Annotated in this window: 16 protein-coding genes; 9 read left to right on the top strand and 7 right to left on the bottom strand. The window is 57.6% G+C overall.

Going from position 1 to position 15,090, the window contains the following annotated elements:
* The first annotated feature begins 20 nt into the window (after window positions 1-20).
* Together ED661_RS14990 and ED661_RS14995 are read left to right on the top strand one after the other, a co-directional pair.
* Complete coding sequence (locus tag ED661_RS14990; protein WP_122074737.1) at window positions 21-1,325, top strand: AAA family ATPase; 1,305 nt, start codon at window positions 21-23, stop codon at window positions 1,323-1,325.
* Window positions 1,322-2,464, top strand: coding sequence for a ParB N-terminal domain-containing protein (locus ED661_RS14995; protein ID WP_122074738.1), 1,143 nt, complete (start codon window positions 1,322-1,324; stop codon window positions 2,462-2,464). Before ED661_RS14990 ends, ED661_RS14995 begins: the two co-directional genes overlap by 4 nt.
* 83 nt (window positions 2,465-2,547) lie before the next feature.
* Here the strand turns inward: ED661_RS14995 and ED661_RS15000 are convergent, their stop codons facing one another.
* The gene (locus ED661_RS15000) at window positions 2,548-3,588 is read right to left on the bottom strand and encodes an OmpA family protein (protein ID WP_122074739.1); all 1,041 of its coding nucleotides are present in this window, start codon (window positions 3,586-3,588) and stop codon (window positions 2,548-2,550) included.
* A 181-nt stretch (window positions 3,589-3,769) separates the two neighbouring features.
* On the opposite strand from ED661_RS15000, the gene ED661_RS15005 reads away from it, so the two are divergent.
* Window positions 3,770-5,287 (top strand): caspase family protein, encoded by a 1,518-nt coding sequence (locus ED661_RS15005; RefSeq protein WP_122074740.1) that lies wholly within the window; start codon window positions 3,770-3,772, stop codon window positions 5,285-5,287.
* Window positions 5,288-5,442: 155 nt separating this feature from the next.
* Here the strand turns inward: ED661_RS15005 and ED661_RS15010 are convergent, their stop codons facing one another.
* From ED661_RS15010 to ED661_RS15035, 6 genes are all read right to left on the bottom strand, one after another.
* On the bottom strand, window positions 5,443-6,777 hold the full coding sequence (locus tag ED661_RS15010; protein WP_122074741.1) for a DUF4384 domain-containing protein: 1,335 nt from the start codon (window positions 6,775-6,777) through the stop codon (window positions 5,443-5,445).
* A gap of 170 nt (window positions 6,778-6,947) precedes the next feature.
* Window positions 6,948-7,373, bottom strand: coding sequence for a biopolymer transporter ExbD (locus ED661_RS15015; protein WP_122074742.1), 426 nt, complete (start codon window positions 7,371-7,373; stop codon window positions 6,948-6,950).
* Window positions 7,370-7,780 (bottom strand): biopolymer transporter ExbD, encoded by a 411-nt coding sequence (locus ED661_RS15020; protein ID WP_122074743.1) that lies wholly within the window; start codon window positions 7,778-7,780, stop codon window positions 7,370-7,372. Before ED661_RS15020 ends, ED661_RS15015 begins: the two co-directional genes overlap by 4 nt.
* Before the next feature lie 18 nt (window positions 7,781-7,798).
* Window positions 7,799-8,416 carry a MotA/TolQ/ExbB proton channel family protein gene (locus ED661_RS15025; RefSeq protein WP_122074744.1) on the bottom strand — a complete coding sequence of 206 codons (618 nt, stop codon included), beginning with the start codon at window positions 8,414-8,416 and terminating at the stop codon, window positions 7,799-7,801.
* A 2-nt stretch (window positions 8,417-8,418) separates the two neighbouring features.
* A complete protein-coding gene (locus ED661_RS15030) occupies window positions 8,419-8,862 on the bottom strand; it encodes a hypothetical protein (RefSeq protein ID WP_122074745.1) in 444 nt (147 codons plus the stop codon).
* Window positions 8,863-8,974: 112 nt separating this feature from the next.
* Window positions 8,975-9,823: a hypothetical protein gene (locus ED661_RS15035; RefSeq protein WP_254054855.1), complete on the bottom strand. Its 849-nt coding sequence runs from the start codon at window positions 9,821-9,823 to the stop codon at window positions 8,975-8,977.
* Between the two features lie 176 nt (window positions 9,824-9,999).
* Between ED661_RS15035 and tssA the strand changes: the two genes are divergently transcribed.
* The 6 genes from tssA to tssE all read left to right on the top strand — a co-directional run bounded on the left by tssA (window position 10,000) and on the right by tssE (window position 15,089).
* Entirely contained in the window at window positions 10,000-11,046 is a 1,047-nt protein-coding gene (tssA, locus tag ED661_RS15040) for a type VI secretion system protein TssA (protein WP_122074747.1), read from the top strand.
* Window positions 11,047-11,132: 86 nt separating this feature from the next.
* Window positions 11,133-11,651 carry a type VI secretion system contractile sheath small subunit gene (gene tssB, locus ED661_RS15045; RefSeq protein ID WP_122074748.1) on the top strand — a complete coding sequence of 173 codons (519 nt, stop codon included), beginning with the start codon at window positions 11,133-11,135 and terminating at the stop codon, window positions 11,649-11,651.
* A gap of 11 nt (window positions 11,652-11,662) precedes the next feature.
* Entirely contained in the window at window positions 11,663-13,159 is a 1,497-nt protein-coding gene (gene tssC / locus ED661_RS15050; protein ID WP_122074749.1) for a type VI secretion system contractile sheath large subunit, read from the top strand.
* 55 nt (window positions 13,160-13,214) lie between these two features.
* Window positions 13,215-13,718 carry a type VI secretion system tube protein Hcp gene (locus ED661_RS15055; protein WP_122074750.1) on the top strand — a complete coding sequence of 168 codons (504 nt, stop codon included), beginning with the start codon at window positions 13,215-13,217 and terminating at the stop codon, window positions 13,716-13,718.
* Between the two features lie 77 nt (window positions 13,719-13,795).
* Window positions 13,796-14,599: a type VI secretion system accessory protein TagJ gene (locus tag ED661_RS15060; protein ID WP_122074751.1), complete on the top strand. Its 804-nt coding sequence runs from the start codon at window positions 13,796-13,798 to the stop codon at window positions 14,597-14,599.
* Window positions 14,592-15,089: a type VI secretion system baseplate subunit TssE gene (gene tssE, locus ED661_RS15065; RefSeq protein ID WP_122074752.1), complete on the top strand. Its 498-nt coding sequence runs from the start codon at window positions 14,592-14,594 to the stop codon at window positions 15,087-15,089. The genes ED661_RS15060 and tssE overlap by 8 nt, the downstream gene beginning before the upstream one ends.
* Window position 15,090 lies beyond the last annotated feature (1 nt).

Genomic DNA, 15,090 nt, shown 5'->3' on the forward strand with positions numbered 1-15,090 from the left:
AGAAAGAGCGAGAGGCAGTCATGTTTACGCACGAAGACTTGGCAAAATTGCAGGCCCAATCCCTTAAGATGCAGAGCTGGATCCGGCAGCAGACCTTTTCCCCCGAGATGGAAAAGACCCTGCGGCGGTTTTCCAGTTGGGAGGTGGCTGAGCTGATCTTTAAGGTCAATCAGTCCACTTTGCGGGGGCGGCTGGCAGCAGATCCTTCGCTGCCCCAGGGCCATGTCGAGGAGGACGGGCGCCAGCGGTGGTATTCGCTGGAGGAGATCAACGAGCTGCGGCGGCGTATCAAGATCAACCGCAAATCGCTGATGCCGCCACGCCCTGAAGGCAAACGCGCCCTGCGGGTGGCAATTTCCAACTTCAAAGGTGGGGCTGGAAAATCGACCGTGGCGCTGCATTTCGCCCATGCCGCCGCGCTGGATGGCTACCGGGTGCTCTGCGTCGATTTTGACCCCCAGGCAACACTGTCCCATTCCATGGGGCTGAGCGACGTGACCGAAGACTACACCGTCTGGGGCATCATGGCGCGGGATCTGGTACGGGAGACCGAACGGATGAATGCCTCGGCCCGTGGCGCAGAGTCTGGGGCCGCCCTGCCTGAGCGCGTCCTTCCAGATGCCATCACCGGTATGGGTCTGCAGGATCTGCGCATCAATGACTTCATCAAGCCCACCAGCTGGCCAACAATCGACCTGGTGCCTAGCTGCGCCAATGCCGCCTTTGTCGAATTCGCCAGCGCCCAGTATCGTCACCTCAATCCGGAGTGGTCCTTCTTTGCCGCGGTCTCGCGCTACCTCGATCAGGTCTCGTCTGATGATTATGACATGATCATCTTTGATTGCCCGCCCGCCATTGGCTACCAGTCGATGAATGCGGTTTTTGCTGCCGACATGCTCTATATCCCCTCTGGCCCAGGCTATTGGGAGTATGACTCGACGACCTCCTTTATCGGCCAGCTCTCTGAGGCGCTGGAGGACCTGTCAGCCTTTAACGGTGTTGTCCCCGCGGGGACATTCACCCTGCCCAAGGCTTTCCTTGATGTGCGTTTTCTGCTGACACGCTATGAGAGCGGCAATGATCTGCACCGCGCCATGCGGGATGCCTTTATCAAGGTCTTTGACGGGCGCATGGCGGACCATCCGATCGAGATGACCCGCGCTGTTGAGCAATCGGGACGGTTCCTCAGTTCGATCTACGAGATCGATTACCGGGACATGACCCGCGAAACTTGGCGCCGCGCACGGGCTTCCTTTGATCAGGCCTATGAAGAATTCAAAGGCTACGCCGCCGAAGCCTGGGAACAGATGGAGGATAAGCCATGAGCAAACGTCGCGTATTTGATATTAACTTTCCTACGGACCCCGCGCCCAAAACACCAGCCGCCTCCCCTGCCCCGGACGTGGCTAAGGACGACAACGCCGCTGCGACCGAGAGTCGCCGAGGCCCCATGGCCACGGCGATCTCGGAAAACGCCGAGGCCCTCAAGGCCCGTGCGGCAACCGAGCAAAATATCCGCGCTGAAAATGACCGTTTGGCACATGAGTTTGTGCGGCTCAAAAAACTGGGGCTGGTGGTGGACCGGATCCCGCTGGATCAGATCTCGACCAGCAAATTGGTCCGGGACCGGGCGACCTCTCGTGATCCCGAGTTGGAGGAGTTGCAGGCCTCGATCCGCAGCATTGGTCTGTCCAATCCGATCCGCGTCGAAGAAGAGGCGGATGGCAGTTATCAGCTGATCCAGGGGTTTCGCCGTCTTTCTGCCTACCGCGCGCTTTATGCAGAAACAGGTGCAGAAGAATTCGCTGCAATCCCCGCTGGGTTGATTGCCAAGGGCCAGGATCTGCAGGGGCTGTATCGCCGCATGGTCGATGAAAACCTTGTGCGCCGTGATATTTCCTTTGCGGAAATGGCGCAGCTGGCCCTCTCCTATGCCCAGGACCCAGAGACCGGCTGTGAACTGGTAGAAGATGCGGTCGCTCATCTCTATGCCTCGGCGGGGCGGCAAAAACGCAGCTACATTCGCCATTTTGCAGAGCTGCTGGAGATGATCGGAGCGCGCCTGCGCTTTGCGGAGGCAATTCCGCGGGCGCTGGGGTTGGACCTGAAGAAGCGGCTATCTGAAGACGAAAGCCTGGTGCAACAGTTGAACGCCCTATTGCAGAGCACGCCCCGCCCCAATGCCGAGGCAGAGCTCACGGTGCTGCGTGGATTTCTGTCTGGCTCGTTGGGCGGCAAGGCAACTATCAAGCAGGATGAAAGTGGTGGAGGGCAGGCTAGAGCGGGTGTCGCCAAGACCACATTGCGCTGCGCTGTACCCTCGGGGACGGTGCGCTGTCAGGCGCGGGACGGGCGGATTGAGCTGGCAATGGAACGCGATTTCTCTGTGATTGATCGCTACCGGTTGGAAACCGCGATCTCGGCTTTCTTTGCGGCGCTCGAGGAGGGGGAACCACCCGAGTGATTTTGAATGAGGTGATTTGAAATCCAAAAAGGGCTGTCCCCGCGGGGACAGCCCTTTTGCCATTCTTGGTTATCTGCACGAAACTAGTTGAGAACCTTGAAGGCAATACGTCGGTTCTTTGCCCGGTTCTGAGCAGTATCATTGGGGACCAAAGGCGTCGCTTCGCCGTAGCCTACGGATTGCAAACGTTCCTGAGGGATCCCCTTGTTGGACAGGTAGCGGACCACAGAGTTTGCGCGTTTCTGGCTCAGCCGGGTATTGGATGCAGCACTGCCTTTGTCATCGGTGTGACCTCCTACCTCGACGACCATGTCCGGACAGCGGCTGACGATGTCAAACAAGCTGTCCAAAAAGCTGGTGGAGCGCTGGTCCAACCGTGAGGTGCCCGGTGCAAAATTCACGCTGCGGCTTCGAGACAGAATGTCAAAGCGTCCAATGCAGGCCTCGCGGCTGAAATCGCCTGCGGCTTCCAATGCTGCGGTTGCCCCGCTTGTCGCAGGTGCCGCCAAGACAGGGGTGCCTGGCGCTCGCCGATCAAAGGCGAGGTTCAGATTAACAATGCCAAGAGGCGTGATGGTGACATTTGCCGCTTCCTGTAGCTTGTCACGCCCGCCCATCAGGTTGAAATCTTCGAGTTGCAGAATAACGGGGTTAAGCGTCGAGATATTTATCCGGTCATTGCTAACCAGGGTGACGGCAACTTCGACCTCCAGCTCGACCTCAACGCCATGCAGCGACAGGGTGACGGGTAGGGCAATTACCTTGCGCCGCAGGCTGGGCAAGTCCTGTAGCGGCACCGGATCAAGTACCGCAGTGACAGTAGCCTCGGGGAAGGTGAAGGTTTCAAAAAACAGGAACCGCATGCGGACATTGCGCAGGTCAATCTTTGTATCAACAGAATCCAGTGCAATGACCAATTGGGCGACACCGCCTTCGGTGATCTGACCGCTGACGGCAGCAAATCGGCTGGTTTCTGCAACCTTGTCTTTTTTCACCGACAGGAATGTGATGGCCGAAGCATCAGCATCGAGCTGCCAACCATGTTCAAAGGGATCCGCTGCCAGCGCAGGCTGTGCCAACAGATATAATAGGATTAGGAGCGGGCGAAGAAACTGGCGTAACATGGCAAAATACTCATACTAGAAAGGACAATTGGGGCAGCCCCGTAGATGGCCGGATGTTGGGTCCCTGCTTAGATTAACGAAAATCCTAGGGTAAATTGCAAGTAAAGCGTAGCCTCGGTCAATAAATACCTCGAGTTCGCGAGGTGTCCCCGCGGGGACAGTGTTTTTGGAGTTTACTATAGTGACTGGTTTTTGGGCAAAATGCCTGTTTCGCATATCCGTGCTTATTGCACTCCTATCAGTGCCGGCGCGCGCCTCTGCGACGGAGGATGCTGCCCGGCTCGCCCTGATCATCGGCAATGCCTCTTACGGTACCGTTTCCGCTTTGGATAACCCGGCAAATGATGCGCGGATGATCTCCAAAACGCTGGAGGGGCTTGGTTTTACGGTTACCCTGGCAGTTGATCTTGGTCAGATCGAGATGAAACGGACCATTGCCCAGTTTGGCCGCGATCTAAGGGCCGCAGGCACAGAAGCCACCGGGTTGTTCTACTATGCGGGGCACGGGGTTCAGAGCTTTGGCAATAACTATCTCTTGCCGGTTGATGTCGCCCTGTCCGACGCGGCAGATCTGGATCTGATGGCGGTTGAGGCGCAGTCGGTGCTGCGGCAGATGGCCTCCGCGCGCAATCGTACAAATCTGGTGATCCTTGATGCCTGCCGCAACAATCCGTTTGAAAATGTTCCGGACCTGAACGAAAGCGGCCTGGCAGAAATGAAGGCCCCAACCGGAACCTTCCTGGCCTATGCTACGGCTCCGGGAAGTGTCGCCTTGGATGGTCAGGAGCAAAACAGCCCCTTTACCGAAGCCCTGGTCGAACAGATCGTGGTGCCAGGACAACCAATCGAGCAGGCCTTCAAAGAGGTCCGCCGCGCGGTGCTTGCCCAAAGTGGTGGGCAGCAGACCCCCTGGGATACCTCCTCTTTGGTGAGTGACTTTATGTTCGCCCAGGCGCCCCCCAGTCCGATTCTGACGGCGGCGGAAACAGAAGAGCTGCAGCTTTGGCGTTCTGTAAGTGCGGCGCGGGACCCCGTGCAGTTGATGCTGTTTTTGCGGGGCTATCCTGACGGAAGATTTGCACAGGAAGCACGCGACTTGCTGGCAGAAGTCATGGCAGAGGAACTCTCGGTAGGATCTTCGGCACCTACAAAACCCTCACCAGCTCCGGCCACACCAGATGAAGCCGAAACGGCCCTGTTCAAAGCTGCGCAGGAAGACGGGTCTTTGGCGGCTTATGAGGCCTATCTGCAAAGCTACCCTGCGGGGACATATGCTGAAATCGCGACCTCCGAAATAGCGGCCCTGAAAGTGGGGGAAAGCACGGATCCGATTGGCGAGGGAGTTGAGAGTGCCAGGGTGGCGCCAAGCCCGCAGCCTGGCGCCTTGCCGCGTCAACCGGAGGCGGGGCCGGTGACTTTTGCCAGCCCATTGGTGTCTGATTTGAGTGAGATCAGCGGTCTCAGTCTTGCCGAGATAATCGAGCAGGCTCCGATGTTCCCACCGGTTGAAGGCCTGCCGGAAAGCTATTGGAAGACGCAGAACTGCAGCGCTTGCCATCAGTGGACACGCGCACGGCTCTGTACCCAGGCCAATACCTATTTGAGCCTGAACATGCAGCGATCGCTGAGCAAACAACATCCCTTTGGTGGGGTTCTGAAGCGGAGTCTGAAATCCTGGGCTGCGGGCGGGTGCCAGTAGCGGGAGAAACAGGCGGGGGAGAGACTGGCGTGGCCAGACCTAAGCTCCGCTTAAAACGCTGCCACAAAGGGGGGGCTCCCGCCCAAGACCGTGCAATCAAAGATTACCCAATCTTCGTTGGGCCGGGCAGCATGCCTTTGGCATGCTGCAGAGTCCTAATTGGCCCGTGTTTCGATCAAAAAGTACACCCATTCTCCTTTAAAATCAGTATCTTGATCTCGCTTTACAGCCACTCGGCTGCGTAGGAAATCGAGATAGGGAGCGGCAGGCTCACTAAGGGGGCGTTGGGTATCGTAGAGGGGCGAGGATGCCGCAAAAGCCACGGCGATTTCCTGGCCATAGGGTGGCCCAACGGTGATTTGCAGGCCGGGGTCCTCCGGGGTTTTTGCTCCAACGCGTTGCGCAGTTTTAGGCGCGGCGAGTTTTAGCGGGATATGCGCATTGGGGCTGAGATGGATGACATCGCCGGCCGCGTCAAAATAGTCAACATAGAGATAGGCTGGGTAGTCCGGAGCGGTCAGGTCAAAGTAGAGCTGCTCGCCGCCGGAATAGCCCAGAACCCGGGCCTGGGCATCGGCGCCCAGGAGCAGGGGGTTGGTGATTTGGTCGGTGCTTTGTGGCAGTCCAACTGAGGAAATGCCGCTGAGCGCGCCACACTGCGGGCGCGGTAGCAGCCGCATTTTGTCGGAGACCGCTATATCGCGACCCATCTGGGCCTGTAACGCGGCCAAAACGGGCCCGCGCAGCCCGTCTTCGGGCAGGTGCCCGCGCAGTTCCAGCCGCGCGGTTTCGGGATCAAAGACCACCTGTAGACGGGAACAGGGCACGGCGCCCAGCAGCCCTGCCAGACCGTCCCGTAGACCTGCTGCCTGGCTGCTGGGGTCTCCGGGTCTGGTAAAGCTTTGAAAGGCAGCGATTGAAGCGGGGTCTAGATCCTTGGTGGCATCGCCCTGAAAGGCCAGTGCTGCGGTGATTGCATCAGAATTGGGCTGGATTTCGGGGGTCGGCTGCGGGTTGGTCACGACTGAGAGGAGAGGCCTGGTTTCAGCGGGCTTGGGCTGGGCCACCTCGGCATGGGCCTGTGTTGGCACATAGTTGGCTGTGTTGGATCTTGGCGCTGTTAAGGAGACCTCAAGCAGGGAGGGCACCTGAGCCTGTGCGGAGGGGAGATCAGGGTTTTGGGCGACAAGGGGTTGGGTCGGGGCAGGGCGGGCCGGTAGGGATTGCCCGGGTGCCGCCAGAGCGGGGGAGACCTGTGGTTCGGGCGCTTGTGTGGATGCGACGGTGCCTGAGTCCACAAGACTGGCGATCTGATCACCCAAGGCTGATGCCGCGGCAACAGGCTGCAGGGCAGGGGGGCTGGCGCGGGCGCTGGTTTCTCTCACTGTTCCCGCATCCAGGTTCTCGCCCTGGGCTGGTACTTGCTTGCTGGGGTCTGGATTGGCGGCTTGCTCCTGTGCTCTACTGTGCACAACCTGTTGCGACTCCATCGATAGCGCACTTTGTGGGCTGGGTTGCTGCGGTACAGGGTCTGGATCAAGAAACGGTATGAGGACAGCCAGTATCGCAAGATGTAGGCAGGCAGAGCCCCCTAGCCCCAGAACCCAAAGCGCCCCTCCGGATTTAAACGCATCCGGGGCTGGAATGTTTGACTGCGGTTTCACGGGCGGCCACCTGATGGCAGGGATCGTTCCGGTGTGACCACAAGGATGACATCAAGAATACCCAAGGCCTCTGCCTGGCTGACAAGCGGCAGAACATGGCGCAGATCCGCGTCACGGTGGGCATTTATGCGGAGCCTGAAGGCCGGATCCTTCGTCAGTTCTTTTGTCAGTGCAGCGGGAAGGACCCCGGCAGAAATTCCGTTGCCATCCAGGGCGAGATCCCCGTCTTCAGAGACTGCCAGGGTAATGCCACCAGCGGGCATGTCACGTCCGGTTTGGGCCTGCGGCGGGACGACGTCAAAGGGCGCGGTGGCATCCATGCGGCCTATCAGCATAAAGAACACCAACAGGAAAAAAACCACATCGATCAGCGCAATAATGGTCTCTGACTGGGGGGCGCGGTGGGCGCGTTTCAGCTTCATTGCCGCGCCTCCAACCGCAACACACGCATGTTCTGCACCCCCGCAGTTGCGGATTGGTCCATCACCGAAATCAGCGCCTGCGTTGGCGCCGAACCGGAGGGCAGAATGACCAGCTGTGCCGATGGATCTTTGGCCAGGGCCTGTGCCAGAACCCGGTCCAGATCCTGTGGCGACAGGGTCTCTCCGCGCAGGCTGGGCCTGCCATCTGCCTGAATACGGACCATCAGGCGCAGATCTGATGTGGCGGTGGGACTTGCCGCACCCTCAGCGGGGCGCAGGGCCGGGATCATATCCAGATTGAGATAGGTTGAGGTCACCATAAAGAACACCAACAGGATCAACATGACGTCGATCATCGGCACCAGTGAGATCAGGGCCTTGGGGGGGATGCGGCGGTTCAGGACCATCAGGGCTCACTCCATGCGCTAGCGGGCATGATCCGCCAGCATCAACTGCCCAACAGCGCTCTCAATCTGCATCGCGGCGCTATCGATACGGGCCGAGAACAGTCCGGCTGCAATGGCGGCGGGAATTGCCACAACCAGACCCGCGGCGGTGGTCAACAGGGCCTGCCAGATCCCCCCGGCCAGCACCGAGGCATTGGCGGCGCCCTGCGCCAGCTCCAACTCTTGAAACGACTGAATCATGCCCAGCACGGTGCCAAGCAACCCCAACAGGGGCGAGACCATGGCAATGAGCTCCAACAGCCGGATCAGGCCATTCATACGCTGGACCTCTTCATTGCCGCGCCGTTCCAGTTCGGAGGTCAATACCGGACCTTTGAGCCCCCCCTGCATCGCGCCCATGGCAAAATGAAGGATCCTGTCGGCGGGTGATTTGCCCGCTGTTAATTTGGCCTGGGCGCCATGTTTGTCGCCGCCCTGCCACAGCTCGATTGCGGACTCGCGTTGTTCCTTGCCGGAGGTCACCCCCCAGAGCTGCGCCAATTTTACCCCAATTAGGGTGAGCGACAAAAGTGAGATCACGGCCAATAGGGCGATTACCGGCCCGCCAGTGGTAAGGTTTTGCAGAATTGCCCCCATGGCTATTTCACCAGTTTGGCGCTGGCGCGTGAGCCAAGCGTGAGGATTGGGAAGCAATCCATCTCAGCCTCGTTCTGGGGCTGGCAGGAGGTCACGTCATGGAGCAGAATTTCAGAGATATTGCCGCATGAAATCTCAGGAACTTCAAAGAGTTTTAGGGTTGTTCGCTGGACGGGCAGGGGGGAGGCATCCACCGAGAGAAGCCGATCAATTATGCCGTCGCCATTTAGAATTGCCAGGGACATTTCAAAGCCGGCAAAGCTTTTGCCAGTTTGGTTGCGAAACAGGAAAAAGGCGCGACAACCGCCGCCGTCTATCTCCTCCATCTTGTTCAGCTCGACCAAGAGCGGCCCGGTTTCGGCCCGGCTGAGCTGCGGCACCATAAGCAGCAAGACAATGGCAAAGCTGCGGCACAGCAGGGATAGGAGTGAGGAGGTGAAGGGCATCGCGGTCTCCGGCTTTGATAGGATTAGCTGTTCAAATTGGTTCTTTATCTTTGGGCTTTGGGCGTTGGATCTGGTTTGTTTGAAACGTAGCAATTGGGTCTTGTTGAGGGGGTCAAACCAGTGAAGTCAGGGCCTTTTCGATCTTGTCCATGGCGTCTTTGGCGCCGTTCAGGTCGCGCTGCTTCAGCAGTCTTGCGGCTTTGTGGATTGCCTGTGTCAGCCGGTCCCGGGCAGGGCCAGGGGCGCGGGCCACATGCGCCTGCAACCCCTGCGCCCGTTTGACCTGGGCCCCGAGAGAGCGCTGGTCAGACTCACGCTGGCCGCGTTTCAAGGTGGTTTCCTCGTCTTCACGATCCTTGCCAAGTGCGGCCAGGGCGCGTTCGATCACCAAAATCAAAGTTTCGGCCTCCTGCAGCCGACCGGCATTGATGAGGGTGACGGATTTACCCAGAGCGCGGTTCAATTTCAGTTCCAGTGGGCCGGGGGCCAGGGCGATTCGAGGTTGGATGCGTTTTAGCCTGCGTTTCAGCGGTTGGATTGCTTTTGAGTCAATTCCTGGGGCCGAAATATCCCCGCTGTCAGCCTGCTTTGCAGCGGCATCATTTGCGGCTTCAGGCTTGATACTGTCGAGGGTATTGCCACCATCGTCTAAGAACAGCACGTTCACCTTGGGGCGGTTGGCTTTGAGAAAACGTTTGAGCTGCAAGAGCATTTGGGTTGGCGCCTGCTCGCAGGTCATTTCCATCTGATCGCCTTGTACAACATATGTCCCCCAAAGCATGGGCGGCTTACCACCGGCCTGTTTAAGGGGCGCACGTAGGGCTTCGGGTTTGCTGCCCGGCTGGATCATCATCAGCGGGTCTTTGAGAGGATCCAGACAGAAAGCAAAGCTCGTCCGTCGCTTGGCGCCTTCACGCACCATGGCCCTGATTTCGTCACCAGTAACACGGTCTGCACACATCACTACCACTCACAAAAAGGTGCAAAAACAATTGACTTTAAGATGGCGATAAGGCTCACTCGACGTCAAGTTATTGTTTTGTTAGTGGCGCACCTGGGGTCGCCGCATGTCTGTATGTTAGTATAGTGTGTGGGTTTTCAGACTGCGTTTGACCTGTTTTTTGGGGGGTCAGCCGTATGGATCTGGCTGTTTTTCTACAGTCCATTGGGGAGGACTCCCCAAGTGGGGATAACCTCGTTTACGACCCGGGTTTTGCCGAAATGGAGCGCGCCGCTCAACCCAATCAAGATGACAGTGGCAATGATACTCCTCCGGACTATCCGACCGTAGAAGAGAAGGCGCTTGAGATACTCGGGCGTAGCCATGAGATGCGCGCGGCGGTGTTCTTGGCTGAAGCGCTATTGGCACGTGGTGAGCTGGAGAGCTTCGCCGAGGTGAGCAGTTATATGCGCAGCTGTCTTGAGCAGTTTTGGGAAACCTGCCATCCCGAGCTGGACGAAGACGATGGTGATCCGATCATGCGGATCAATGCGGTACAGGATCTTTGCGGTCAACCGGATGGCATGGCCGGTCCTTCGCCGGTGTATCGCGCTTTGCGGCGCGTTCATCTGAGTGACAGCCGGAACTTTGGTCGCTTTTCGCTGCGGGATATTGAAATCGCAGAGGGGCATTTGAATGCGCCCGAAGATATGGACACCATTCCGGACCAGGCCACCATTGGTGCTGCGTTTCAGGATAGCGATGATGCGTTTATCGCGGCGCGGCTGACGGCAATCGAGCTGGCAGAAGAGAACATCAAGGCGATCTCTGATGTGTTTTCTGAACAGACGCCTGGGCAGGGACCGGAATTGGATCCGCTGGTGAAACTGCTGCGTCAGATCAGCAAGCGGCTGCGTGACTATGGCAATTTGGCTGAGACCAGCGAGGCCGAAGAGGACGAGGCCGGTGAAGCGATCGATGAGGCTGAAGATGCGCCGGTCGCAGGTGGGGCTGCGCGGGTTGTGGCGGCGCCTGGGGCGATCAATTCGCCAACTGACGTGGCCAATACGCTGGACCGGATTATTGCCTATTACCAGCGGGAAGAACCCTCTAGCCCGCTGCCGCTGCTTTTGGAGCGCGCCAAGCGGTTGGTGGGGGCCGACTTCCTCACGATTGTGAATGATATGGCGCCGCGCGGGCTCGAGAATGTGCAGCTGATCGGCGGCCTGGAGGACGAAGACTAAAGGGGAGGCAAGGGGCTTTGGCGACCTGAGGAGATCCGGACGCTGCACCTTTTGTTAAGTTAGATTACGAGTTGAAGGAGAGCTAGATGGCTGGAAGTGCACAAAAATTTGTTGGCCGCAATCGGGCGCCACGGGTCCAGATCGAATATGATGTGGAACTATACGGCGCTGAGAAAAAAGTTCAGCTGCCCTTTGTCATGGGTGTTCTGGCGGATCTCACCGGGAAATCCGAAGTCGAGCAACCTTCAGTTGCGGATCGTAAGTTTCTCGAAATCGATGTCGATAACTTTGACAAGCGGATGAAATCCATGGCCCCGCGTGCGGCCTTTACCGTGCCCAACACGCTGACCGGCGAGGGCAATATGGCGGTGGATATCACCTTTGAAAGCATGGATGACTTCAAACCTGCCGCCATCGCCGCCAAGGTTGAGCCGCTCAAAGAGCTGTTGGAGGCCCGCACCCAGCTCAGCAATCTGATGACCTATATGGATGGCAAGACCGGTGCAGAGGATCTGATCACCAAGATCATGCAGGATCCGAGCCTTTTGAAAACTCTGGCAGCCCAGCCGAAACCCGGCGGCGACGCCGGTGGTGAGACGGAATAAGGAGGGATAAAATGGCAGACGAAGCACTCCAAACCGAAGCCGCCCCGGCAGAAGCCGCTTTTGGCTCTAGTGAATTTGCAAACCTGTTGCACAAGGAGTTTCGCCCCAAGTCGGATCAGGCCAAGACCGCAGTTGAAAGTGCCGTAAAAACCCTGGCGGAACAGGCCCTAGCCAATACCGGTCTGATCTCTGATGACGCTCTGCGCTCCATTGAGAGCATTGTCGCCGAGATCGATAAAAAGCTGACCGAACAGGTGAATCTGATCCTGCACAACAAAGAGTTCCAGCAACTCGAAAGTGCCTGGCGCGGGTTGCACTATCTGGTGAACAACACCGAAACCGACGAGATGCTGAAGATCCGGGTGATCCCGATCACCAAAAAGGAACTGGGCAAGAGCCTGGCCAAGTTCAAAGGCACGGCGATGGATCAGTCGCCGATCTTCAAAAAGCTCTATACCGAAGAGTTCAGCCAGCTGGGCGGGGAGCCCTATGGCTCGTTGGTTGCTGATTTCCATTTTGATCATTCGCCGCCGGATATCGAACTGCTGGGCGAGATGTCCAAAATCGCCGCTGCAGCCCATGCACCCCTGATCACCGGGGCGGAACCCTCGCTGTTCCAGATGGATAGCTGGTCCGAGCTGTCGAACCCGCGCGATCTGACCAAGATTTTTCAGACACCGGAATATGCGGCTTGGCGCTCTCTGCGCGAGAGTGAGGATTCCAAATATGTCGGCTTGGCAATGCCACGGTTCCTCGGGCGGATGCCCTATGGATCCAAGACCGATCCGGTGGATGAGTTTGCCTTTGAGGAAGACACCACAGGCGCTGAGAGCGACAAGTATTCCTGGGTCAATGCTGCCTACGGCATGGCCACGAATATCACCCGGTCCTTCAAATCCTACGGCTGGTGTTCGCGTATCCGTGGTGTGGAAAGCGGCGGCACGCTGGAAGAACTGCCCTCACATACTTTCCCGACCACCGATGGCGGTGTGGATCAGAAATGTCCAACCGAGATTGCCATTGACGATCGGAGGGAGGCGGAGCTTGCCAAGAATGGCATGATGCCGCTCTTGCATCGAAAGAACACCGATGTGGCGACATTCATGGGCGCACAGTCCCTGCATAAGCCCACCGAATATGACGACCCGGATGCAACGGCCAATGCGAACCTCGGCGCGCGTTTGCCCTATCTTTTTGCCACCTGCCGGTTTGCCCACTATCTGAAATGTATGGTGCGCGATAAGGTCGGGTCGTTCAAAAGCCGTCAGGATATGGAATCCTGGCTGCAGAACTGGATCAACAATTACGTTGATTTTAATGCCGATATCTCTTCGGAGAACGAAAAGGCGCGCAAACCTCTGGCTGCTGCCGAAGTGGTGGTCGAAGAGGTCGAGGGCAACCCGGGTTATTACAGCTCAAAATTCTTCCTGCGCCCGCACTATCAGCTGGAGGGCCTGTCGGTTTCTCTGCGGCTAGTGTCGAAACTGCCCTCGGAAAAAGGAGGCTAAAAACCACTCATGCCTCAAAATTTGTCAATGAGTTACGTTTTGAAAGGATAGCAAAATGGCTGCTAGCATGTTCGTGGAAATCTCGGATATCGAGGGTGACGCCACCGAAGACAAGCACAAGAAATGGATCGTCATTCAATCAGCGAACTGGAATGTCGAACGCGCTGTTGAGATGACAGATCTTGGCTCTTCTCAGCGGATGCATGCCAATTCGAACTTTGGTAAGGTCGAGCTGACATCGCAAATGGGCAAGGCCTCGAATGAATTGGCCAAATCGGTTGCCAACGGCACGGTCCGCCCTGAAATCATCATGCACTGGTGTCGCTCTGGTGATGCTCAGGCTGAAGGTTTGCTGGATTATTCCGTTTGGAAGATGAAGGATGTGGTGATCGACAGCTATTCGATTTCGGCAAGCGAAGACGGCATTCCTGAAGAGACCTGGTCGCTGGCCTATGCCGCCATCGAACACACCTACAAATCGACCAACCAGAAGACTGGTAAGTTGGAAAACCCGGTTGTTTTCCAATGGAACGTCCAAAGCGGCAAATTCGAGTATTGATTTGCACCACCCCGGGCGTGTTTCCACGCCCGGGGTTTCTATTGTTTTGACTTGTTTGACATGGCGGAGTTTTGCCCATGACCCCCGAAGAGCATTTGCGCGCTGGTGATCCGCAGCAGGCTCTTGCTGTGCTGCAAGAGCTGGTGCGTGTGGATCCCTCCAATGCCAAGCTGCGGATTTTCCTGTTCCAGCTGCTGTGCATTCTGGGGGATTGGAAGCGAGCAGTGGCACAATTGCGGCTGAGCGCCGAACTGGATGCAGGTGCCACGGTCATGGCCCAGGCCTACCGCGAGGCGATCCTCTGCGAGGTCTACCGCGAGAAGGTATTTAAGGGTGAAAAAGACCCATTGATACTGGGCGAGCCAGAGGTATGGCTGGCACAGTTAATCGAGGCGCAAAAACTGTTGGCTCAGGGCCATATGGCTCAGGCAGCTGCCCTGCGTGAGGCCGCCTACGAGGCGGCGCCGACCTCTTCCGGCACGGTGAATGGTACTGCCTTTGACTGGATTGCAGATGCCGATATGCGACTGGGCCCGGTGCTGGAGGTTATCCTCAATGGGCGCTATTTCTGGCTGCCTTTTTCGCAGATCCAAAGTCTTGAAATTGATGAACCCTCTGATCTGCGCGATACGGTCTGGATGGCGGGTACGCTCACTCTCGCCAATGAGGGGGCGCTGGCGGTGTTGATCCCGACGCGCTATCCGGGCAGCGAAACTGCTGAGGCCGGCGCCAGGCTGGCACGGCTGACCAGCTGGACGGAGATGGGCGGCGACACCTATATTGGTACTGGCCAGCGCTTGTTGACCATTGGCGATCAGGATTTTCCACTGATGGATATCCGGCAGTTGCAGATTGGCGCACAGGACGACCCTGATGGCTGACAAGATGCTTGCCGAACGCCTGCAACCCTCGCTTTTGGACCGGCTGACAGACAATAACCCATCAGACCTCAAAGAAACACGTGAGAGCCGGGTCATTGATCTGAACCGCCTGCGCGAAATCATTCAGCGGGACCTTTCTTGGTTGCTCAACACCCAGAATGCGGGGTCTCAGATAGATGCTGACCGCTATCCGATGGTGGCGGCTTCGGTGTTGAATTTTGGCTTGAGCGAAGTCACGGGCGAATTCAGCACCACGGAAAAGGCCGAGAGGATCCGCCGCGCGATTGAGCAGGCGGTGACAAGTTTTGAGCCTCGCATCATTGAGGGCACGGTGGATGTACAATTGATCGGTGACGTCGAAGTGGCGGGTATGACCATCGGGCTGGATATCCGGGCGGACATGTGGGCCCAGCCCTTACCGCTGGAGCTATACCTGCGCAGCAAGGTCGATGTGACCACGGGTGAGGTCAAGATGGAAAGGGGGCTCTGAC

Origin of the sequence: Pseudophaeobacter sp. EL27 (assembly GCF_900313025.1) — a bacterium.
Lineage (GTDB): Bacteria > Pseudomonadota > Alphaproteobacteria > Rhodobacterales > Rhodobacteraceae > Pseudophaeobacter.